Source organism: Microbacterium allomyrinae (genome assembly GCF_020682705.1).
Classification (GTDB): domain Bacteria; phylum Actinomycetota; class Actinomycetes; order Actinomycetales; family Microbacteriaceae; genus Microbacterium; species Microbacterium allomyrinae.
Window position 1 is genome coordinate 275,687 of sequence record NZ_JAGTTN010000004.1, and the last position, 20,316, is coordinate 296,002.

Annotated in this window: 20 protein-coding genes; 12 read left to right on the plus strand and 8 right to left on the minus strand. The window is 70.3% G+C overall.

The window, feature by feature from the left end:
• Positions 1 to 12 precede the first annotated feature (12 nt).
• Positions 13 to 810: an IclR family transcriptional regulator gene (locus KEC57_RS13780; protein WP_229385213.1), complete on the plus strand. Its 798-nt coding sequence runs from the start codon at positions 13 to 15 to the stop codon at positions 808 to 810.
• Between the two features lie 25 nt (positions 811 to 835).
• Here the strand turns inward: KEC57_RS13780 and KEC57_RS13785 are convergent, their stop codons facing one another.
• Positions 836 to 1,747, minus strand: a complete 912-nt coding sequence (locus KEC57_RS13785) for a MarR family winged helix-turn-helix transcriptional regulator (protein ID WP_229385214.1) — start codon at positions 1,745 to 1,747, stop codon at positions 836 to 838.
• 242 nt (positions 1,748 to 1,989) lie between these two features.
• Between KEC57_RS13785 and KEC57_RS13790 the strand changes: the two genes are divergently transcribed.
• The 11 genes from KEC57_RS13790 to KEC57_RS13840 all read left to right on the plus strand — a co-directional run bounded on the left by KEC57_RS13790 (position 1,990) and on the right by KEC57_RS13840 (position 13,133).
• Entirely contained in the window at positions 1,990 to 2,634 is a 645-nt protein-coding gene (locus KEC57_RS13790) for an MBL fold metallo-hydrolase (protein WP_229385215.1), read from the plus strand.
• Positions 2,635 to 2,941: 307 nt separating this feature from the next.
• The gene (locus KEC57_RS13795; RefSeq protein WP_229385216.1) at positions 2,942 to 3,334 is read left to right on the plus strand and encodes a VOC family protein; all 393 of its coding nucleotides are present in this window, start codon (positions 2,942 to 2,944) and stop codon (positions 3,332 to 3,334) included.
• 8 nt (positions 3,335 to 3,342) lie between these two features.
• The gene (locus KEC57_RS13800) at positions 3,343 to 4,317 is read left to right on the plus strand and encodes a substrate-binding domain-containing protein (protein ID WP_229385217.1); all 975 of its coding nucleotides are present in this window, start codon (positions 3,343 to 3,345) and stop codon (positions 4,315 to 4,317) included.
• Between the two features lie 14 nt (positions 4,318 to 4,331).
• The gene (locus KEC57_RS13805; RefSeq protein ID WP_229385218.1) at positions 4,332 to 5,873 is read left to right on the plus strand and encodes an SIP domain-containing protein; all 1,542 of its coding nucleotides are present in this window, start codon (positions 4,332 to 4,334) and stop codon (positions 5,871 to 5,873) included.
• A gap of 2 nt (positions 5,874 to 5,875) precedes the next feature.
• Positions 5,876 to 6,307, plus strand: coding sequence for a Rieske (2Fe-2S) protein (locus KEC57_RS13810; protein WP_229385219.1), 432 nt, complete (start codon positions 5,876 to 5,878; stop codon positions 6,305 to 6,307).
• On the plus strand, positions 6,304 to 7,887 hold the full coding sequence (locus tag KEC57_RS13815) for an ABC transporter substrate-binding protein (protein ID WP_229385220.1): 1,584 nt from the start codon (positions 6,304 to 6,306) through the stop codon (positions 7,885 to 7,887). The genes KEC57_RS13810 and KEC57_RS13815 overlap by 4 nt, the downstream gene beginning before the upstream one ends.
• Before the next feature lie 65 nt (positions 7,888 to 7,952).
• A complete protein-coding gene (locus KEC57_RS13820) occupies positions 7,953 to 8,918 on the plus strand; it encodes an ABC transporter permease (protein WP_229385221.1) in 966 nt (321 codons plus the stop codon).
• A complete protein-coding gene (locus KEC57_RS13825; RefSeq protein WP_229385222.1) occupies positions 8,915 to 9,829 on the plus strand; it encodes an ABC transporter permease in 915 nt (304 codons plus the stop codon). The genes KEC57_RS13820 and KEC57_RS13825 overlap by 4 nt, the downstream gene beginning before the upstream one ends.
• Positions 9,826 to 10,845, plus strand: coding sequence for an ABC transporter ATP-binding protein (locus KEC57_RS13830; protein WP_229385223.1), 1,020 nt, complete (start codon positions 9,826 to 9,828; stop codon positions 10,843 to 10,845). The genes KEC57_RS13825 and KEC57_RS13830 overlap by 4 nt, the downstream gene beginning before the upstream one ends.
• The gene (locus tag KEC57_RS13835; protein ID WP_229385224.1) at positions 10,835 to 11,821 is read left to right on the plus strand and encodes an ABC transporter ATP-binding protein; all 987 of its coding nucleotides are present in this window, start codon (positions 10,835 to 10,837) and stop codon (positions 11,819 to 11,821) included. The genes KEC57_RS13830 and KEC57_RS13835 overlap by 11 nt, the downstream gene beginning before the upstream one ends.
• A gap of 31 nt (positions 11,822 to 11,852) precedes the next feature.
• Positions 11,853 to 13,133 (plus strand): MFS transporter, encoded by a 1,281-nt coding sequence (locus KEC57_RS13840; RefSeq protein ID WP_229385225.1) that lies wholly within the window; start codon positions 11,853 to 11,855, stop codon positions 13,131 to 13,133.
• Positions 13,134 to 13,154: 21 nt separating this feature from the next.
• Here the strand turns inward: KEC57_RS13840 and KEC57_RS13845 are convergent, their stop codons facing one another.
• From KEC57_RS13845 to KEC57_RS13875, 7 genes are all read right to left on the minus strand, one after another.
• Positions 13,155 to 13,826 carry a response regulator gene (locus KEC57_RS13845; RefSeq protein WP_229385226.1) on the minus strand — a complete coding sequence of 224 codons (672 nt, stop codon included), beginning with the start codon at positions 13,824 to 13,826 and terminating at the stop codon, positions 13,155 to 13,157.
• Positions 13,823 to 14,950 (minus strand): sensor histidine kinase, encoded by a 1,128-nt coding sequence (locus KEC57_RS13850; RefSeq protein ID WP_229385227.1) that lies wholly within the window; start codon positions 14,948 to 14,950, stop codon positions 13,823 to 13,825. Before KEC57_RS13850 ends, KEC57_RS13845 begins: the two co-directional genes overlap by 4 nt.
• On the minus strand, positions 14,947 to 15,663 hold the full coding sequence (locus KEC57_RS13855; RefSeq protein ID WP_229385228.1) for a DUF2306 domain-containing protein: 717 nt from the start codon (positions 15,661 to 15,663) through the stop codon (positions 14,947 to 14,949). Before KEC57_RS13855 ends, KEC57_RS13850 begins: the two co-directional genes overlap by 4 nt.
• A gap of 84 nt (positions 15,664 to 15,747) precedes the next feature.
• Positions 15,748 to 16,983: an MFS transporter gene (locus KEC57_RS13860; RefSeq protein WP_229385267.1), complete on the minus strand. Its 1,236-nt coding sequence runs from the start codon at positions 16,981 to 16,983 to the stop codon at positions 15,748 to 15,750.
• Positions 16,984 to 17,015: 32 nt separating this feature from the next.
• Positions 17,016 to 17,456, minus strand: coding sequence for a flavodoxin domain-containing protein (locus KEC57_RS13865; protein WP_229385229.1), 441 nt, complete (start codon positions 17,454 to 17,456; stop codon positions 17,016 to 17,018).
• Between the two features lie 156 nt (positions 17,457 to 17,612).
• The gene (gene lhgD / locus KEC57_RS13870; protein ID WP_229385230.1) at positions 17,613 to 18,827 is read right to left on the minus strand and encodes an L-2-hydroxyglutarate dehydrogenase; all 1,215 of its coding nucleotides are present in this window, start codon (positions 18,825 to 18,827) and stop codon (positions 17,613 to 17,615) included.
• Positions 18,827 to 20,275 carry an aldehyde dehydrogenase family protein gene (locus tag KEC57_RS13875; RefSeq protein ID WP_229385231.1) on the minus strand — a complete coding sequence of 483 codons (1,449 nt, stop codon included), beginning with the start codon at positions 20,273 to 20,275 and terminating at the stop codon, positions 18,827 to 18,829. Before KEC57_RS13875 ends, lhgD begins: the two co-directional genes overlap by 1 nt.
• Between the last annotated feature and the right edge of the window lie 41 nt (positions 20,276 to 20,316).

Sequence of the window (20,316 nt, forward strand, 5' to 3'; positions counted from 1 at the left end):
AGGGTGGTGCCTATGGCTGGAGCGACATCCGATTCACCGGCGAGCGCGTACCGCGAACGCAACAGCACCGCCGACCGCGCGCTCGACATCCTCGGACTGTTCGACGACCGGCGCACGACCCTGTCGGCGACCGATGTCGCGGCGGCATTCGGCGTGGCGCGCTCGACCGCCTACCGCTACCTGCAGACGCTCATCGCCGGGGGGTTCGTCGAGGAGGATCCGGCCGGCGGCTTCCGCCTCGGGCTGCGGGTGTTCGAGCTGGCGCGGCTGGCACGACGCTCGTACGGACTCTCCGAGATCGCGCTGCCTCTTCTGCGCGAGCTGTCTGCGACGACCGGCGAGACCGCGCTGCTCACTCGTCGTTCGGGTGACCGCGTCGTGTGCCTGGAGCGGGTGGAATCGGATGCCGCGCAGGTACGCCTGAGCTACGAGCGGGGCACCGTCCAGGCGGTGAACGCCGGCGCATCCGCGTGGGTGCTGCTGGCGTGGGAACAACCCGACGTGATCGCACGGCTGCTGGAGAGCACCTCTCTGACCAAGTACACCGAGACCACTCTGACCGGGCCCGACGAGATCCTGCAGCGCCTGGCCCGGGTGCGCGAGGACGGCTTCGCGGTGTCATGGGGCGAGCTGGATCCCGACGCCGTCGGCATCGCCGCGCCGGTGCACGCGGCAGACGGCTCCGTGGCGGCAGGCATCAGCATCGTCACGGTGCAGCGGCGCGCGGAAGGCGTCGTCGACGACCTGGTCTCGGCGGTCCGGCGGACCGCGGAGCAGATCTCCGTGCGGTTCGCGCTCTCGGCGGAGTGACCGGCGGCGGCGCCGGCAGTCGCCGTCAGTCGCCGTCGGCGCTGCGCTGCGTCGCGACGGCGAACAGGAGGGGGAGGAATCCCTCGCGCTCCTGGGCCGAGAGCGGCAGGACCAGCCTCTGCTGCACGGTTTCGACGCGCTCTGCGAGGTCGTCGTAGATCGCCTCGGCGGCCGGTGTGAGGGTGAGCCGGAAGCGCCGGGCGTCGGCAGGATCGCGTTCCCGGCCGATCCAGCCCCGCTGACCGAGGCGATCGACGATGCCCGTCACGGTCGTGCGGTCGATCCGCACGACGCTGCGCAGCGTCCGGTGGCTGATGCCCGGGGAGTTGCGCAGCGTATGCAGGACGGCGAACTGCGGGCCGGTCATGTCGTCGCCGAACTCCTCGGCGAACAGCGCGGTGTGCATCTGCTGCGCGCGACGGATGAGGAAGCCCGGCGCCTCCAGCGGCGAGTGATCGGATCGGCTGATGCGCCCGGGGGGAAGGCGGGCGATGCTGCGAAGTCCCGCGAGCAGCTCGATGCGCTGGTCGGCGTCGAGAGGTGCGAGGAGCCGGTCGTGGACCGCCGCCGCACGGGCCGTGAGCAGTTCCAGCGCGTGGGCCGCAGGCACCGTGAGGTCCAGCACCGCGCGACGGGCGTCTGCGGGATCGCGGGACTTGGTGATCCAGGCGCGGCGCGCCAGGCGCTGCACGACGTCGGTCGTGGAGGATCGATCCAGCGACGCGAGCTCGCCGACGGCGCGCTGGTCGATGCCGGGACTCGTGGCGAGCGCGGCGAGCACCGCGAACTGGGCGCTGGTCGGGTCGCTGCCGACCTCGTCGGCCCAGATCGCGTTATAGGTCGCCAGACCTCGTCGCAGGAGATGGCCCGGCGTACGGGTGAGCCCGAGCGAGAGGGCGTGCGCGCCGGCGATCGCGGCTGCGTCCGGGATGGACACCGATCAGTCTCCGGAGGTCGGCGGTCGTCCGAGTCGAAGTGCACGGACGAGAGGGTGTGTGGCGTCTCAGGCTACCTGCGCCCGGGATGGCGCACGAGTGTGCATGCTTTGTCTGTGGAACACGCGGGGTCGCCCGTTTGACAGCACCGGACGCGGCTCGAAAGGTGGAACCGCCCGCGCATCGCTGGCGCGGCCCCGACCATCCGACGTGCCAGAGGCGCGACCCACGAAGGCGAGAGAGAATGAAGCTGACCCACCACGGACATGCCTGCGTGACGATCGAGAACGAATCGGGCGGCAGCCGGCTGATGATCGATCCCGGGAGCCTGGCGAGCGATCTGACCGGAGTTGCCCGGCCCGACACCGTGCTCGTCACCCACCGCCACGAGGATCACCTCGACTTCGCGCAGTTGGCGAAGGTGGCACCGGATGCCGCGACCCCCGTCTTCGTTCCGGCCGATGCCCTCGACGACGTTCGCGCCGCCGGCACCGCGGACGTGCGTCTTCTGGCCCCCGGCGAGGTCGACGGGGTGAGAGGCTTCGCCGTCACGGCGTACGAGCAGCCCCACGAGGTGATCTACGAGACCCTCCCGCTTCCCCAGAACATCGCCCTGATGATCGAGGGCCGCATCTTCCACCCCGGCGACTCGCTGCAGCGCCCCGAGGGGCGCGTGGACGTGCTGCTGCTTCCGCTCGGGGCTCCGTGGCTCAAGCTCTCGGAAGTCATCGACTTCGCCCGCGACGTCGCACCCCGGATCGTCGTCCCGATCCACCAGGGCGGTCTTGCCGAGGCTCATCGACGCCTGCATGGCGGACTGCTCGCGAAGCTGCTGCCCGAGGGCACCGAGCTCGTGATCCCCGCCGTCGGGGAGGCTCTCGCCGTCTGACCACCGCTGTCGGCACGACCGTCCGCGCCCGTGATGCCCTGCGCATCACGGGCGCGTCTGCGCCTCCACGAATCGGCGGAATAGTAGGTGTGCGATCACACGAACGAGATTGCCTGGTGTGCACGATATGCCTGCGCGATCGCCACGCTCGACCTCTTCTGGCGGACGAGAAAGTCCGTATGCTGATGAAACGCCAAGCGCATCCGATCAAAGACGACGGGGCCTGTCGACGACACGTCGACGAGGGTCGCGGAGTGTCGATCACGATGACGCCGAGCATCGAAAAGCCCACTTCGAAAGGCACACCATGACATCGCACGCGCACAGCCTGCATCACGTCAACTTCCCGATCACCGATACCGAGGCGACCGCCGAGTGGTTCGGCAAGGTCTTCGGCCTGACGGTGTCCAACCCCGTCAACATCCCGGTCAACCGCACCATGCTGCTGACCAACACCGACCGCGGCGGCAACTTCGACCTGCACTTCCGTCCGGTCGAGAAGGGCAAGGAAGTCACCGGCCTCATCCACTTCGCCATCGAGGTCGAGGACTGGGACGCATTCCTGGTGCACCTCGGCGAGCTCGGCATCGACCACGTCGAGGAGCCCAACCGCGGCCACGACTCGTCCAAGACCGGCAGCATCATCGACCCCGACGGGCACCGCGTCGAGTTCACGTTCCACCCCGACCGCGACTGGTGAGCCAGAGCATGTCATCGACTGTGCGCGTCGGGTTCGGCGACTACGACCACACCCGCGACCTGTGGAACGGCCGAGTCTCCTTCGGTGAAGGAGAACTCGAGGCGACTCCGGTGGACAGCCCGGAAGAGCTGTTCTCCCGCTTCCTCGACGGCGGCGAGTGGGATGCCGCGGAGCTGTCGCTCGCGGTCGCCACGGCACGGCGCGCACAGGGCGACGACTCGCTCATCATCCTGCCGGTCTTCCCCGCGCGGGCGTATCGACAGAGCTCGGTCTTCGTCCGCGCGAACGGCATCGCCGAGGCAGCCGAACTCAACGGCGCTCGCATCGGCATCCCCGTATGGGCGCAGACCGCCGGGATCTACGCCCGTGGCGTCCTCGCATCCGATCACGGCGTCGATCTCCGCTCGGTCCGGTGGGTGCAGGGCGGAGTCGATGAGCCGGGCCGCAAGGAGCCCGTCGACCTCGACCTCGACGGCTTCGACATCCGTCGCGAGACGGATCGGTCCCTCGACGATCTGCTGACCTCGGGCGAGCTGGACGCCGTGATCACCGCACGGCCGCCGGCCAGCGCGCAGGGACGCGGCGCGGCAGTGCAGCGGCTGTTCCCGAAGTTCACCTTCGACGAGATGGACTACGCCAAGCGCAGCGGGATCTTCCCGATCATGCACGTGCTCGTCCTTCGCCGCGCGGCCTACGACCGCAACCCGGCCGTGGCCGACGAACTCGTGCGTTCCTTCACCGAGGCGAAGGATCGCTCATTGCGACGCGCGCTGAGTGCGGTGGTTCCCAGCTACCCGCTGCCGTGGGCGTCGGCCAACGCCGAACGTGCGCGAGGCCTGCTCGGTGACGACTTCTGGCCGTATGGCGTCGAGGCCAACCGGGCGACGCTGGAGGTCTTCCTGGGCTACAGCGCGGATCAGGGCATCACTGCGACCCGCCTGAGCATCGACGAGCTGTTCACCCGCGAGCCCACCGGGCTCTGAACCGAAAGAACGCCATGTGCCCCACCGAAGTATCGGGCGACGACACCGTCGCGGTCGCCGACCATCGCGTCGTGTCGATCCCCGTCGGCGACGGCGAGTCGATGCCTGCGACGCTGCATCTGGGCCGCAATGCCCGGTCTGCAGTCCTCCTTGTCGCAGACATCCGCGGACCGAGCCCGTTCTACGAGGCGCTCGCCGATCGGCTGGCACATGTCGGCATCGCCGTGCTCCTGCCGGATTTCTTCTTCCGGCAGGGGCCGGTGGGTGCCGAGAAGGAGGATGCCTTCGCCCGCCGGAGCGCACTGGACGAGCGCAACACGCTCATCGATCTGGGCACGGCGGCAGACTGGCTCGCAGCCGAATTCGCCGTGGCGAAGGTGGGCGTCCTCGGCTTCTGCATGGGCGGCACCTTCGCTCTGGATCTCGCCAGCACCCGCACCGACCTGGTGACCGTGGCGTACTACGGCTTCCCGGTGCCGGCGCGGGCGATCGTGATGCCGCCGCCTCGACCGCTCGATCTGGTCGGCTCGCTGACCGGGCCGGTGCTCGCCTTCTGGGGCGACGAGGATGCCGGCGTGGTGCAGGAGAACGTCCACGAGTACATCGCCGCGGCGCGAGGCTCGAACCCCGAGTTCGACGCCGAGATGCTCGCGGGCCTCGGGCACGGCTTCCTGCTGCGGGCCGACCTCGACGATCCGAGCGACGCCGCCGCCGCGACCTGGGCGCGCACGGTGCAGCACTTCCGCACCCACCTGACCGCGCGCCGCGGCGGTGGGGGCGGGCGCGGCGGCGGCGAGCGCGGTGAACGGGGCGCGCGTGGCGGCGGAGCGCCGCGGGTGCGTCTGCCGCGTCGGTCTCTCGAGGTGCGTTCGATCGAGCGGCGCACGTCGCAGCTCGTCCGGGTGCGGGCGCGCGGCGACCTCGCGGGCTGGCAGCACGGGCTGCCCGGCGCGCACGTCAAGATCTTCGTGCCCGAGGACGGCGCCGAGTCCGCGGCGATGCGCACCTATACGGTCCGCCGGGTCGAGGACGGCACCGGCGAGATCGAGATCGATTTCGGTCTGCACGCCGACGGCCCGGCCACCCGATGGGCGCGCGAGGTCACGAGGGGCTCGGTCTTCGAGGTCGCCGGCGAGGCGCGCGGCGGCTTCGCACCCAAGCCGGCGACCCGATGGTGCGTCTTCTTCGCCGACCATTGCGCTCTTCCCGCCGTCGGCGCGATCGTCGAGGCGCTCCCGCCGCATGTCACCGCGATCGCGGTGGTCGAGCTCGACGACCTCGCCGACGCGGATCCCGCCGACAGCCAGGCGCGCGCCGACTGGCGCTGGATCCCCGAAGAGGGCGAGCCCGGCGACGCCCTGGTGCGCGCGGCCGCACAGCTGCAGCTGCCGGACGGTCCGGGGGAGATCTGGGTGGGCTGCGAGGCGGGCGCGATGCGTCGCATCCGTCGTCACCTCCTCGACAACCGCCTGATCGACCGTCATCGCCTGCACCCCCGCGCCTACTGGAAGGCGAACGTGGCGAATCACTCCGACCACGACACAGGAGATGACTGACCGTGGTGCACGCCGCTGCGTCGGAGCTGCGTGTGCACGTGGGGCCGGTCTCGGCCTTCCTCGAAGAGGACGAGCGCACCGTCGTCAAGGTCGGCGACCGCGAAGTGCTGGTGCTGGCCGTCCGAGGCCGGCTGTTCGCCATCGGGAACCGCTGCACGCATCTGCCGGCGCAGCTGCGGCGCGGACACGTGCTGCCCGAGAGCTTTGAGATCAACTGCCCCGTCCACATGGGCCGGTATTCACTGATGACCGGCGAGGCGACCGAGCTGCCCTGCGAAACGCCCCTGCCGAAATACGCCGTAGAAGTCGTCGACGGCGAGCTGTACGTGTTCGTTCCGGACACACCCCTTGATCCACCGCGCGCAGACCTGCAATCACACGCGGCAGGAAGCGGCCGACCGGCCGGACTCCACACCAACAAGGAAGCGAAATGATCAACCGAAAGAGCAGCACCAGCCGCAGCGTCGCGGCCATGATCGGCAGCGCAGCCATCGCGTTCTCTCTCGTCGCATGCGCCGGGGGCGGCACCGCCACCCCCACGCAGACGACGGACGGCCCCGCAGGCGAGCCCGTTCAGGGCGGCGCCCTCACGGCCGCCCAGATCTCGGCACCCCTGAATCTCGATCCCGCCCTCCTGATGAACGCCTCGCAGGGCAACGGCATGCTCGGCAATGCGCTGTACGGGACCCTGATGATCTCGGACGAGACCACCGGCGAGATCGAATACTCCATCGCCACCGACTTCTCGTCGACCGACGGCGGCACCACATTCACCCTGACCCTGCGCGACGACGTGACCTTCTCGGACGGCACGCCGTACGACGCCGCCGCCGTCAAGTACAACTGGGACCGTCTGAAGGATGAGACGCTCGCCTCCAACTCGCTGCCCGACGCGACGATGATCGCCGACACCGCGGTCGTGGATCCGCAGACGCTCACGGTCACCCTGACCCGGCCCGCGCCCTACTTCGGCACCCAGGTGATCGAGTCGTCCATGAACTGGGTGGCGCAGCCCGACGCGCTGGCGCTCGGACAGGCGGAGTTCGACGAGAACCCCATCGGCGCAGGTCCCTTCGTGCTCGACAGCTGGACCCGCGGCGGCACGATCGAGCTCGTCAAGAACGACGAGTACTGGGATGCTCCGCGCCCGTACCTCGACGCGCTCACGATCAACACGACCGACAACTCGCAGCAGCGCGTCAACGCCGTGGTCACCGGCGACGTCGACATCGCCTCGGAGAACGACTGGCTCGGCGTCGAGAAGGCGGAGCAGGCCAGCCTGCAGGTGCAGAGCGAGCCGATGGCGGGCGGCCAGTACCTCGCCCTCAACACCGCGGCCGCTCCGTTCGACAACCCGCTCGCACGAGAAGCGGTGAGCAAGGCGATCGACATCGACTCGCTCAACACCGCCCTCTACGGCACCGCCGCCGTCCCGGCCGAGACGCTGTTCCCCGAGACCAGCCCGCTGTACAACGACGTTCCGCTGCACACCTACGACCCCGAGGCGGCGCAGGAGATCTTCGACGAGCTCGCCGATGCGGGCACGCCGGTCTCCTTCACGTTCACGGTCTTCCGCGGTTCCGAGGCGCTGGGCGAGGCCGTCCAGGCGCAGCTGAGCCTGCTGGAGAACGTCACCGCCGAGATCGACATCGCGGACTGGTCCGAGACGGGCCGCATCCTCGGCCAGCACGAGTTCGAGATGACGCTGGCCGCCACGAACTTCGTGGATCCCGAGCCGACACTGTTCAACTCGTTCGACAGCGAATCCCGTCGGAACGCGACCGGAATCTCGGACCCGCAGCTGGATGAGGCGCTCACCCAGGGCCGGTTCGCCGAGACGCTGGACGAGCGCATCGAGGCGTACACTCTCGCCGCTGAGCGCTTGGCGGCGACCAACCCGGCCATCTACTACACGCGTGCGGCACAGGTCGCGATCGCGAACACCGCCGTCGGCGGAATCGATCTGTACGGCCGCGGGTCGATCCTTCCGGATCGCCTCTGGGTCCAGGACTGATCACTCCGAGTGCGCCGGGGCATCCCACCCCGGCGCACTCCCCCGCGGTGCGAAGGAGCGCTGGGATGAAGAATCTGAAATGGCTGGCGAGCCTCAAACGCATCGGTCGGGCGCTGCTGGTCATCGTGCTGGCGACGTTCCTCGTGCGGATGCTGATGTCTCTCGCGCCGGGCTCGATCGCCGAGGGCATGCTCGGCGAGAACGCGACGCCCGAGGCGATCGCGAAGTTCAATGAGAAGTGGGGGCTGGACGCGCCCCCCTGGCAGCAGTACCTCACGTGGCTGCGCGGTGCCGTCGTCGGCGACCTGGGGGAGTCGCCCCTCACCGGTCAGTCGGTCATGGAGGCGATCCTCGAGCGGCTTCCGGTCACTCTCGAGCTCGCATTCCTCGGGCTCGGCATCGCTCTCGCGGTCGCGATCCCGTTCGCGCTCATCTGCGCCACGTGGCCCGGCCGTGGCATCGACCGCGCACTCAGCTCGCTCTCGTCGGTCTTCCTCGCCGTGCCGGCCTTCATCGCCGGTCCCGTGCTCATCTACGTCCTCGCCGTGCAGCTGCGCCTGTTCCCCGTGCTCGGGTGGAACCCGCTCAGCGAGGGGCTTGCGGCGAATCTGCAGACCGCGTTCATCCCCGCCCTGTCGATCGCCTTCGTCGAGATCGCCGCCTTCCACCGGCTGCTGCGCGCCGATCTGATCAGCACTCTCAGCGAGGACTACATCGCCGCCGCCCGCGCCAAGGGCATGGGCGGCGTCTACGTCATGCTCCGCCACGCGCTGCGGCCGTCTTCGTTCTCGCTCGTCACCGTCCTCGGCATCACCCTCGGGGCCCTGGCCGGCGGAACGGTCGTCGTAGAGACGCTCTTCGGCCTCCCCGGTCTCGGGCAGCTGATCGTGCAGTCGATCATGACGCGCGACGTGACCATGGTCATGGGCGCGGTCACGTTCGCCGCGGTGATGTACGTCGGCATCAACACGATGGTCGACGTCAGCTACAGCTTTCTCGATCCGCGCGTGCGAAGGAGGGCGGCCGCATGACCGATGTCCCCACACTGATCCGACCGGATGCCGCCCAGGAGCTGATCGACGGAGCACCGGCCGCCGAGGCGCTGGCACGCGTTCCGGTCGCGCGCAAGAAGCACTCCATCCTGGTGTGGGCGTGCGCCGCGTGGCTGGTGCTGATCTTCGCGCTCGCCATCACGGCGCCTCTGCTGCCCCTGCCGTCCTACGCGATCCCCATCGGCCCGCCGAGGCTGCCCCCGAGCGGGGAGTCGGTCGGGTTCTGGCTCGGCACCGACAACATCGGCCGCTCGGTGATCTCGCGGCTGATCTACGGCGCACAGGTGTCGCTTCTCGTGGCGACGGTCTCCGGCCTGTTCTGCTTCTTCGTCGGAGGCATCCTCGGTCTCGTCGCCGGGTACGCCTCGAAGGGACTGGATGCCGCGGTCGGCCTGTTCTCGGACGTCATGCTGGCGTTCCCGCCGCTGATCCTGCTGCTCGCGCTGTCGTCGGTGCTCGCGCCGAACGCTGCCACGATCATCCTGGGGCTCAGCATGCTGGGCCTGCCCACCTTCATCCGCCTGTCGCGTGCGCACACGATGAGCTGGTCCGCGCGGGAGTTCGTCCGGGCGGCGCGGAACATGGGCGCCACCACGCCGCGCATCCTGTTCCGCGAGATCATGCCGAACGTCGTGCCCGCGCTCGCCGCGTACCTGCCGATCGTGATGTCGGCGATGATCGTCGCGGAAGGCTCGCTGAGCTTCCTGGGCCTGGGTATCGCCCCGCCCACGCCCTCGTGGGGCGGGATGATCGCGGCAGGCAAGGACTCGCTGGCCAGCGACCCGCAGCTGGTGTTCATTCCCGCTGCCGCGATCTTCCTCACCGTGCTCTCCCTGAACATCGTCGGCGATCAGCTGAGGGTGAAGTTCGATCGGACGGTCCACGAATGACGCACGAAGCGCTCCTCTCGGTCTCGAACATGCACGCCTATCTCCGTTCCTCCCGGGGAGTCGTGCGAGCGGTCGACGACGTGTCGTTCGCGGTCGCACGCGGCGAGGCGCTGGGCGTCGTCGGCGAATCGGGCTCCGGCAAATCGGTGATGGCCCGAGCGATCATGGGCCTCACTCCGGGCCGCTCGGCCCTGACCGGCTCGGTCCTGTTCAAGGGCGAGGAGCTCGTGGGTCGTCCTCGCCGCGAGCTGCGCAGGATCTGGGGGCCTCAGATCGCGATGGTCTTCCAGGACCCGGGGCGATCGCTCAACCCCGTGGTGCGCGTCGATCGCCAGCTGACCGAGGGGATGCGCGCACACCTCGGTCTCAGTCGCTCCGAAGCGCGGACCCGCGCGCTGCAGCTGCTGCACGAGGTCGGGGTGCCCGATCCCGAACGACGCCTGAGCAACTATCCGCACGAGATGTCGGGCGGTATGCGCCAGCGCGTCATGATCGCGGTCGCCCTCTCGTGCGAGCCCGAGCTGCTCATCGCGGACGAGCCGACGACCGCGCTCGACGTCACGATCCAGCGGCAGATCCTGGATCTCCTGCGTCATGTGCAGCAGACCCGCGACATGTCGATGATCCTCATCAGCCACGACCTGGCCGTGGTGGCGGGGCGGACCGATCGCACGGCGGTCATGTATGCGGGACGGCTGTGCGAAGTGGGCAGCTCGCGTGAGCTGTTCGCCGATCCGCGTCACCGCTACACGCACGCGCTGCTGCAGGCGACGCCGTCCATCGACCATGAGCGGCACAGCGAGTTCCGGCTCATCCCGGGGTCGCTCCCCGATCCCACCCAGCCCGCGCCGGGCTGCCGTTTCGCGCCCCGGTGCGCGGCGGCCTCCAGCGCCTGCGGCAGCGAGCAGCCGCCGCTCGATTCCGTCGGCAGCGACCACGCGGTCGCCTGCTTCCACCCCGTCGAGTCCCGCAATGCGCAGCTCGCGACCATAGGAGGAGATCCGGATGGCCGGTAGCGGCACCGCGCACCTGCGCGGCGAGGAGGCGCTGCTGAGCGTGTCCAACCTCGTCGTCGAATACAAGACCGCCGGGGGAGTCGTCCAGGCGGTGTCCGACATCAGCTTCGACGTCCTCCCGGGCGAGACGCTGGGCATCGTGGGCGAGTCGGGCTGCGGCAAATCCACGACCGGCCGCGCGGTGCTGCGACTGGACCCGATCACCTCCGGCGACATCCGCTTCGAGGGCGACCGCATCGACCGCGCGTCGGAGAAGAGGATGCGCGAGCTTCGCCGTTCGATGCAGATGATCTTCCAGGACCCGATCGGCTCGCTCAATCCGCGCCGCAAGGTCAAGGACATCGTCGTGGAGGGGCTGACGATCGCCGGCCGGCCCGCGGAGGTGCGAGACCGCGTGGCGACCTCGATCCTGAACCGCGTCGGCCTCCCGTCGGAGCGCTACGCCGACGTGCTGCCGCGCATGCTCTCCGGCGGTCAGGCGCAGCGCGTCGCGATCGCCCGGGCGCTCGCGCTCAACCCGCGACTGCTCATCTGCGACGAGCCGGTCTCGGCCCTGGATGTCTCGGTGCAGGCGCAGATCCTCAACCTCATCGAGGACACCAAGGCGGAGTTCGACCTGACGGTCGTCTTCATCGCGCACGACCTCGGCGTCGTGCGCTCGGTGAGCGACAAAGTCATGGTGCTGTACCTCGGCAAGGTGTGCGAGTTCGGCGACGCGCTCGAGGTCTACGAGAACCCCGCGCATCCCTACACGCGTGCGCTGCTGGATTCTGCGCCGCTGATGGATCCCGACAAGGCCTTCGCCGGCCCCGCGCTCGAGGGTGACGTGCCGTCGCCATTGGATCCCCCCAGCGGCTGCCGGTTCCGCACGCGGTGCCCGCTGGCACAGGAGCGCTGCGCCTCGGAGGCGCCCGAGATGCGCGAGATCCGGCCCGGCCAGTTCGCAGCCTGCCACTTCGCCCTGGCGGCGGCATGAAGGCCGTACTGCCCTCGGCGGGGGAGACTCGTTGCTGAAGACCTTCCGCGCCCTGAGCATCCGCAACTTCCGGGTGTATGTGACCGGCACCGTCGTGTCGAACGTCGGCACATGGATGCAGCGCATCGGTCAGGATTGGCTCGTCCTCGAGTTGTCCGGCGGCAGCGGCACCGCCGTCGGGATCACGACGGCGATGCAGTTCCTGCCCGTCCTGCTGCTGTCGCCACTGGCGGGCATGCTCGCCGATCGGTACCCCAAACGGCGGCTGATGCAGGCGACGGCGGTCATGATGGCCGTTCCCGCCCTGGTCCTGGGCATCCTCGCCATCACCGGGACCGCCGAGGTCTGGCACGTCTACGTGCTCGCGTTCCTGTTCGGCGCGGGCGCGGCGCTGGATGCGCCGGCCCGGCAGTCGTTCGTCCCCGAGCTCGTGGGCAAGGACGAGATCGCGAACGCGATCGGCCTCAACTCGGTGTCGTTCAATCTCGCGCGGATCGTCGGACCGGCGCTGGCGGGACTGCTGATCGCGGCCTTCGGTTCGGGGGAGGCGGCCGCCGGCTGGGTCATCTGCACGAATGCGGCCACGTACCTCGCGACGATCTGGGCCCTGCAGATGATCGATCCCGCCAAGCTCGTCGTCCGCCCGCGCGCACCGCTGCGCCGCGGCATGATGGGCGAGGCCGTCCGGTATGTCCGCGGTCATCGGCGACTCGCCTTCGTCTTCTGCATCGCGTTCATCACCGGCACGTTCGGCATCAACTTCCAGCTGACGAACGCGCTCATGGCCACGCAGGAGTTCGGGCAGGGCGCCGGGGGATTCGGTCTGCTCGGCTCGGTCATGGCCATCGGCTCGTTCACCGGCGCGCTGCTGGCCGCTCGCCGGGCAACGGTGACATCGCGCATCGTCGCCACGTCGGCGATCGCGTTCGGAGTCGCGCAGCTGATCGCGAGCGTCATGCCGACCTTCGCGATGTTCACCGCGTGGACGATCGTCGTCGGGCTGTGCACGATGCTCATGGCGAACGCCTGCCACGCATCCGTGCAGATCTTCACCGATCCCGAGGTCCGCGGGCGGGTCACCGCGCTGTACGTGATGGTCTCCATGGGCGGTGTGCCGCTGGGCGCCGCGGTCATCGGGTGGGTCGGCGAGACGTTCGGGCCACGCTGGACCCTGGTCTTCGGCGGCGGGATCGTGCTGGTGGCGACCCTGCTGGCGATGCTGCTGCTGCGTCCTGGCCGGGCCGTCGAGGACGCGCCCGCGGAGGTGCCGGCGCCGGAGGTGTCGGCGCCCGCCGGTGAGAGGCGCGCCTGAGCCTGCTGGCGAGGTGCCGGATCACGGCCGCTGTCGTGGTGAAGAGCTGCGCGCTCCGCGCTCGTGCGCCCAGATCGCGAGCTCGACGCGATTGCGGGCTCCGAGCTTGGTCATGAGGCTCGTGAGATGCGTCTTCACGGTGCTGAGCGAGATGTGCAGCCGATCGGCGATCTCGGCGTTGCCGAGCCCGCGCGCGGCCGCTGCGAGGACATCCTCCTCTCGCTCGGTGAGCGGGCTCGACGGCGGCGCCGGGCGTGCGGGCGCCGACTTCGCGAACGCCTCGATGAGGCGAACCGTCACGTTGGGGGCGATGAGCGCATCGCCGCGCGCCGCCGCGTGCACGGCGTCGGCCAGCATGGCCGGACCGGCGTCCTTGAGCAGGAAGCCCCGAGCGCCGGACTGGAGCGCCTCGTAGACGTACTCGTCGAGGTCGAACGTGGTGATCACCACGACGGGGATCGGGTCGGCGACCCCTTCGCCGGCTAGAGCCCGCGTCGCTGCGAGTCCGTCCAGCACCGGCATGCGGATGTCCATGAGACACACATCCGGGCGCAGCCGGCGGGCGAGGGCGACGGCTTGCGCACCGTCGGCGGCCTCGCCGATCACCGTGATGCCGTCCTGCGCGTCGAGGATCATGCGCAGGCCCGCGCGGACGAGGTCCTGGTCGTCGGCGACCAGCACGCGGACGGTCATGTCGTCCACCCCGCCCGGGGGAGCGAGGCGGCCACGAGCCACCCGCCGCCGGCGATCGGCCCGCTCTCGCAGCTGCCGCCGAGCAGTGCCGCGCGTTCCTTCATCCCGCGGACGCCGTAGCCGGTGGGGGCGGATCCCGTCTGTTCGCCGTCGTCGCGTACCGCGAGGCGCACGCCGCTCCCGTCGACCTGGACGGCGACGTCGATCCGGTGCGCGTTGCGGGCATGCCGCCGCGCGTTCGTCACGGCTTCCTGGGCGAGGCGGAACACCGCGGCCGCGACAGCAGGAGGCACCGAGTCGACGTTCCCGTCGAGGCGGATCGAGACCGGCGGGCCGGCGGGTTCGTCCTCGCGGAGCCGGAGCAGATCCGCGAGGACCGGCGTCGGAGCGAGGTCCGGCGCATCCGCCCGAAGGAGACCCACCATCGACCGCATCTCGCGGAGCGTGCGCGTCGCCTCACCCTCGATCGCCCGGAGCACCCCGGCGGTGGCGGCGGGATCCGTCGCGGCCACAGCGGTGCCCGCCTGCGCCTGGATCGCGATCGCCGAAACGTGGTGCGCCACCGTGTCGTGCAGGTCGCGGGCGAGCTGAGCGCGCTCGATGAGACGCACCTGGTCGAGTTCCCGGGCACGCGCGCGGCTGCGCCAGCGAAAGGCGACGCCGAGGGTGCTCGTCGCGACCGCGACCGCGATGCCGCCGACGGTGTCGCCGGGCGTCAGCGGCGGCGTGAACGCAGACACGACGATGCCGATCGCGACCAGCATCCCCCCGGCGATGAGCGCGCGTCCGCGGCCCCACCGGAAGAGGGCGTAGAGCAGGATCAGCAGGTACGCCGTCGTGAAGAGCTGCGAATCACCGCCCGCCAAGAGGCCCACGATCGTGCCGGTGCCGAACGCGATCGCCAGCATCGTGAACGGTCGCGCCCGCCGCCACAGGAGGGTGGGCGACAGGCCGACGAGCACGACAGCCCACAGCCACCGCCACGGCACCTCGGGACGCAGCGCTGCCTCGAGCGGAGCGAGCAGCGCGACCGCTGCGATCAGCACCCCGTCACGCCACACCCGCCGCGGCGGTGCCGGAATGGCCGCCGGGGCGTCCCAGAGCGCACGCACCGGGCTCATCATGCCCTCATCGTAGGCGGCGCCATCCCGCGCCGTCCCGCGCCGTCCCGCGCCGGCCCGGCGCCGGCCCGGCGCCGGATCACGATCTCGGCGACGACGATGTTGATCGCCCACCCCGCGCCCATCAGCACCGAATACACGATCGGGTCGGGGGCTCCGAACACGAGCGTCCAAGGGACGAGCGTGAGCACCTGGGTCCCGGCGCCGAGACCGATGGCGTACGCACGGGTCATCCACGCGCTGTGCGTGGCGACGTCGCCGCGTCGGATGGACACGAAGGCGACGACGATCGCCGCGGCCATCGCGAGACCGAAGACGATGCGCATGGCGGGCAGTCCTGGTCCGGTCACGGCCGACGGGATGTCGTAGAAGAGCGTCATCCACAGGGCCGATCCGGCCGAGAGCAGCCCTGCGGGTGCGACGACGCGCCCCGCGAACCGGTGCCAGCGCCGTCGCCGCAGCGAGGGCGCGAACTGCAGTGCGCCGAGCACCAGGAAGACGCTGGATCCCACGATGTGCACGAGCACGGGGATCGGCGAGTCGAAGAACCGGGCGTTGTCCTCGGTGACCGGCACGCCCTGCGTGAGCTGGGTGACGCGCGATACACCGGCCATGATCGGGACGAGGCTGAGAGCGATCAGCCCCGCGGGAGCGAGCCAGTCGCGTCGCCGCCCGGCACGGGGCGATACGGTGCGTGCTCTCGTGGAGGAGGTCATGCCGCCATGTTCGCGAGTCCCGGCCTCACCGCGCATCGGCCGTCAGGCTCCTCCTTCCTCGTCCGATCGGACGAGGAAGGAGGGTCAGAGCCGGGTGTGCGGAACGTAGCGCGGCACGAACCGCGCGAACCCGACGGCGCCGACGAGTCCCAGCAGTCCGATCACGGCGGTCGCGAGCGGAAGGCTCGCCACCGCGGTCACTCCGGCGATGAGCAAGGGCGTGGCGGCGGCTCCGGCATCCGTCAGCGTCCGCCACGATCCGAGGAACGGCGCGGGATCGCCCGCGGGCGCCACGTCGGCGCCGAGGGTCATCAGGATGCCGCTCGACAGGCCGTTGCCGATGCCCACGACGACTGCGCCGGCGACGAACCACCCGGTCGCGTGGTCCAGGTCATGGGTGAACGCGAGCCCGACGAAGGCCCCGCCCATCAGCACCATCGAGGGAAGGCACGCCCACAGGCGCCCCCAGCGGTCCATGATCTGGCCGCTCGAATAGAACAGCGCGAACTCGAGCGCACCGGTGAGGCCGACGATCAGCGCGATCGTGCCGGCATCGAGACCGAGCGATACGCCCCACAGCGGCAGCAGGTACACGCGGGCCTGCCGAAGACCCGAGAGGGATGCCGCGGGCAGGCCCATCCGGGCGAGCACGGCGCGGTGATGCCACATCGTGCGGAAGACGCCCCGTGAGGGATCCGTCGCCGGCGGGGCGGCGTGAGGCGAGCCGTTCGCCGGGTGCGAGGGCAGCAGTCCCTCGGCATCGAGCTGCTCCTCCGGGTCGCGCCCGACCAGCACCAGCACGACGAGTCCTGCGAGCATCGCGATGAAGAACCACACCGCGGCATCCGTCGTCCCCGCGACGGCCAGCAGGGCGGCCGCGATGAACGGTCCCGCGAACATGCCGAGCCGAAACGATCCGCCCAGCACCGACAGCGCCCGCGCCCGGTATCGCAGCGGCACACGCGTCGTCATGAAGGCGTGCCGAGCGAGGCCGAAGGCCGACGCGCACAGCCCGATCGCGAACGCCGACACCGCGAGCAGGCCGAGCGCGGGCGCGAGCAGCACGCCGACTCCGCCGGCCAGGGCGAGGCCTCCCGCGATCGCCATCGTGCGTCGCTCGCCGATGCGCGCGACCAGCCATCCCGCCGGCAGGTTTCCGATGAGGCGCGCGACGACGATCACCGACGCGATGAGCGCCGCCTGCGCGACGTCGGCGCCCAGGGCTGCCGCGATCACGGGCAGCAGTGGCAGCAGGGCGCCCTCGGCCAGGCCGAACAGCAGCGTCGGCCCGTAGATCATCGGGGCGAACCGCCACAGCATCGCGCGGGTTCCCGGATCCAGCTCCGACGCGGTCACGGCCCGATTCCCGCAAGCACGTCGCGCACCCACGCGACGCCGACCTCGGCCGGCTCCGACCCGGTCATCACGTCATGCTCCCCGAACGGCCCGATCCGCGCCGCACCGAGCGAGCGCAGCAGTTCGTCGAACTGCTTCGCCCCGCGCAGATACCGCTCGTCGTACGACGTATCGCCCAGGCCGAACATCGCATACCGGACGCCGTCGAGGTCGGGTCGCAGCTCCGCCAGGTCGTCGTGCAGGAACTGCGCGAATCCGGGCAGTTCGCCTCCGCCATGCGTGGCGCACGCGATCAGGTACAGCGTGCCCTTCTCGAACACGCCGGGATCGGCATCCGCCATGTTCATGACCTCGACGCCCGGCACCGCCTTCGCGATGCCGACCGCCACCTCTTCGGCATTGCCCGATTCGGTGCCGAACAGCGCGACGATCCTCATGCTCCGGCCCCCGCGGCGTGCCATCCGCGTCGTGCGGCCAGCCGGCGACCCGTCGTTCGCGAAACACCGTATCGACGACGAGACACCATGCCGCCGGTGGTGTCTCGCCGCGAACGTGGTGTTTCGCAGGCTGGTCGGAGGGGCATGACGGATGCCTCAGGCCGATGCCCGGGCGAGGTAGCGGGCGATCACGTACTCGGCGATCGCGATGGACGAGGTCGCCGCGGGCGACGGGGCGTTGCGCAGCAGCGTGACGGGCCCGACCTGATCGACGGCGAAGTCGTCGAGCAGCTCGCCGGCACGGCCCCATGCCTGCGCGCGGACGCCGGCGCCCGCCTTGTGGGCGAGGTCGGACGAGCGCAGCTCGGGGATGAACCGGCGAGCCTTCTGGAAGTACAGCGGCTTGATCAGCGAACCCGAGATCTCGTCCACGCCCATCCGCCAGTGCTGCTTGGCCAGCGGCCACGCGCCCGGCCAGCGGAGCGACTCGAAGGTGTCCTTCACCGACCACTGCAGCCAGTTGTAGCCTTCGCGGGCGAGCGCCGGCACGGCGTTGGGCCCCACGTGCACGTTGTCGTACACGCCGCGCGTGAAGTGCACGCCGAGGAAGGGGAAGCGGGGATCGGGCACCGGGTAGATCATGCCCTTCACCAGATCGGTGCGGGATGGTGCGAGCTCCCAGTACTCGCCGCGGAACGGCAGGATCTTGGGGGAGGGGTTCGCACCGACGAACCGGGCCACGACGTCGGACTGGAGTCCGGCGCACACGATGAGCCGATCGAACACGTGGTCCGACACAGGGGTCACGGCGCGCACCCGCCCGTGCTCGAGCGAGATCCCGGTGACCTCGTGCCCGAGCCGCACCTGCCCACCGGCGGCACGGACATCCTGCGCCATCGCCTCGGTGATCGACGCGTAGTCGACGACCGCGGTGTGCGGCGAGTGCACCGCGGCGACGCCCGCGACGTGGGGTTCGATCTCGTGCAGGCGCGACGGGTCGTCGATGCGCGCCAGATCGGGCACGCCGTTCTCGAGCGATCGCCGCTCGATCTCGGCGAGCGCGCCCAGCTCCGACTCGTCGACGGCGACCACGAGCTTGCCCACCTCGCGATAGGGCAGGCCCTTCTCCTGGCAGAACTCGCGGATCGAGGTGCGTCCTGCCGCGCACAGGGTCGCCTTGAGCGAGCCGGGCGCGTAGTAGAGACCGGCGTGCACGACACCGGAGTTGTGCCCGGTCTGGTGTTCTGCCAGGCGCGCCTCCTTCTCCAGCACGGTGACCTCGTCGCCGCGTGCGCTCAGCGCGCGCGCGAGCGCGATGCCGACGATCCCGCCGCCGATGATGCCGGTGCGGGGTGCTGCTGTGCGCGCCATCAGTGGGTCCTCACCGCGGCGGTCTTCACGCGCGTGTAGAAGCGCAGCCCCTCGAGGCCCTGCTCCTTGAACGGCGAGCCGGACTCCTTGAAACCGCCGAAGGCCTGGTGGATGTCCCAGCCGCTCGTGGGCTGGTTCACCGAGACCTGGCCGGTGTCGACCTCGTCCACGAAGCGGAACGCGGCGTCGAGGCTGCGCGTATAGACCGCGCTCGACAATCCGTAGGCCGAGTCGTTCACCGCGGTGATCGCCTCGTCGAGCGAGTCGACCTCGATCAGACCCAGGACGGGCCCGAAGACCTCGTCTCGCCACAGACTGTTGTCGCGGTCGATCGAGAGGAACAGCGGCTCGACGAACGAGCCGCGCTCGGCGAGTCCTTCGGCCAGGGCGGCGCGGGCGATGACGATCGCGCCTTCGCCCAGCGCCGCCTCGACGCGCTGCGTGATGTCGCGCTGCGCGGTGCGGCTGACGACCGGTCCGACGTCGGTGCCGTCGGCGTCGCCGGCGCCGACTCGCAGGGCCGAGACGGATGCCGCGACCCGCGCCCGCAGGTCGTCCGCGATCTCGCGCTGCACGATGAGGCGGCTGGTGGCCGTGCACCGCTGGCCCGCCTGCTTGAAGGCGCCGTCCATCAGCACGGGAATGACGAGGTCGAGGTCTGCATCCGCGAGCACGACGGCGGCATTCTTGCCGCCCATCTCGGTCTGGATCCGGATGCCGCTGCCCGCGAGCTTGCGCTGCAGGTCGAGGCCGACCGAGGTCGAGCCGGTGAACGACACCGCCGCCAAGCGTGAATCGGTCGCGAGTGCGTCGCCAATCACGGAGCCGCGGCCCGTCACGGTTCCCAGCACACCGGCCGGAAGACCCGCTCGATGGAGGATCTCGGCCAGGCGCAGGGCGATGAGAGGGGTCTCGCTCGCGGGCTTGATGACGACCGCGTTGCCCGAGATGAGAGCCGGCGCCATCTTTCGCGCCGGCGTCAGCAGCGGGTCGTTCCAGGGGGTGATGAGCAGCACCACGCCGACGGGCTCGCGGCGCTGCAGGACGAAGGTGCCCGGTCGTGCGTCCGGGATCATCTCGCCGAACGGGGCGCGGCCGAAGCCGCCGTAGTACTCGAAGAACTCCGCGGTCTTGCCGACCTCGCCCCGCGCCTCGAGGACCGTCTTGCCCATCTCGGCGACGATCAGTTCGGTGAGCGACGCGGCGTCCTGCCGGATCAGCGCGGCGGCCTCGAGCAGGATGCGCCCGCGCTCGATCGATCCGGTCGCGCGCCAGGTCCTCGCACCGGCCACCGCAGCGTCCAGCACCGCATCGAGGTCGGAGGCCGCCATCGCGGGCACCCGGCCGACGAGCTCGCCGTTGGCGGGGTTTCGGACCTCGAGGGGCTCGCCCGACGCTTCGGCGGTGAAGCGGCCGCCCACGAGATTGGCTTCGACGATGGTGCTCACGCGGATCCTCCTGGCATCGCCACGGTGAGCGAGGGTCGCCC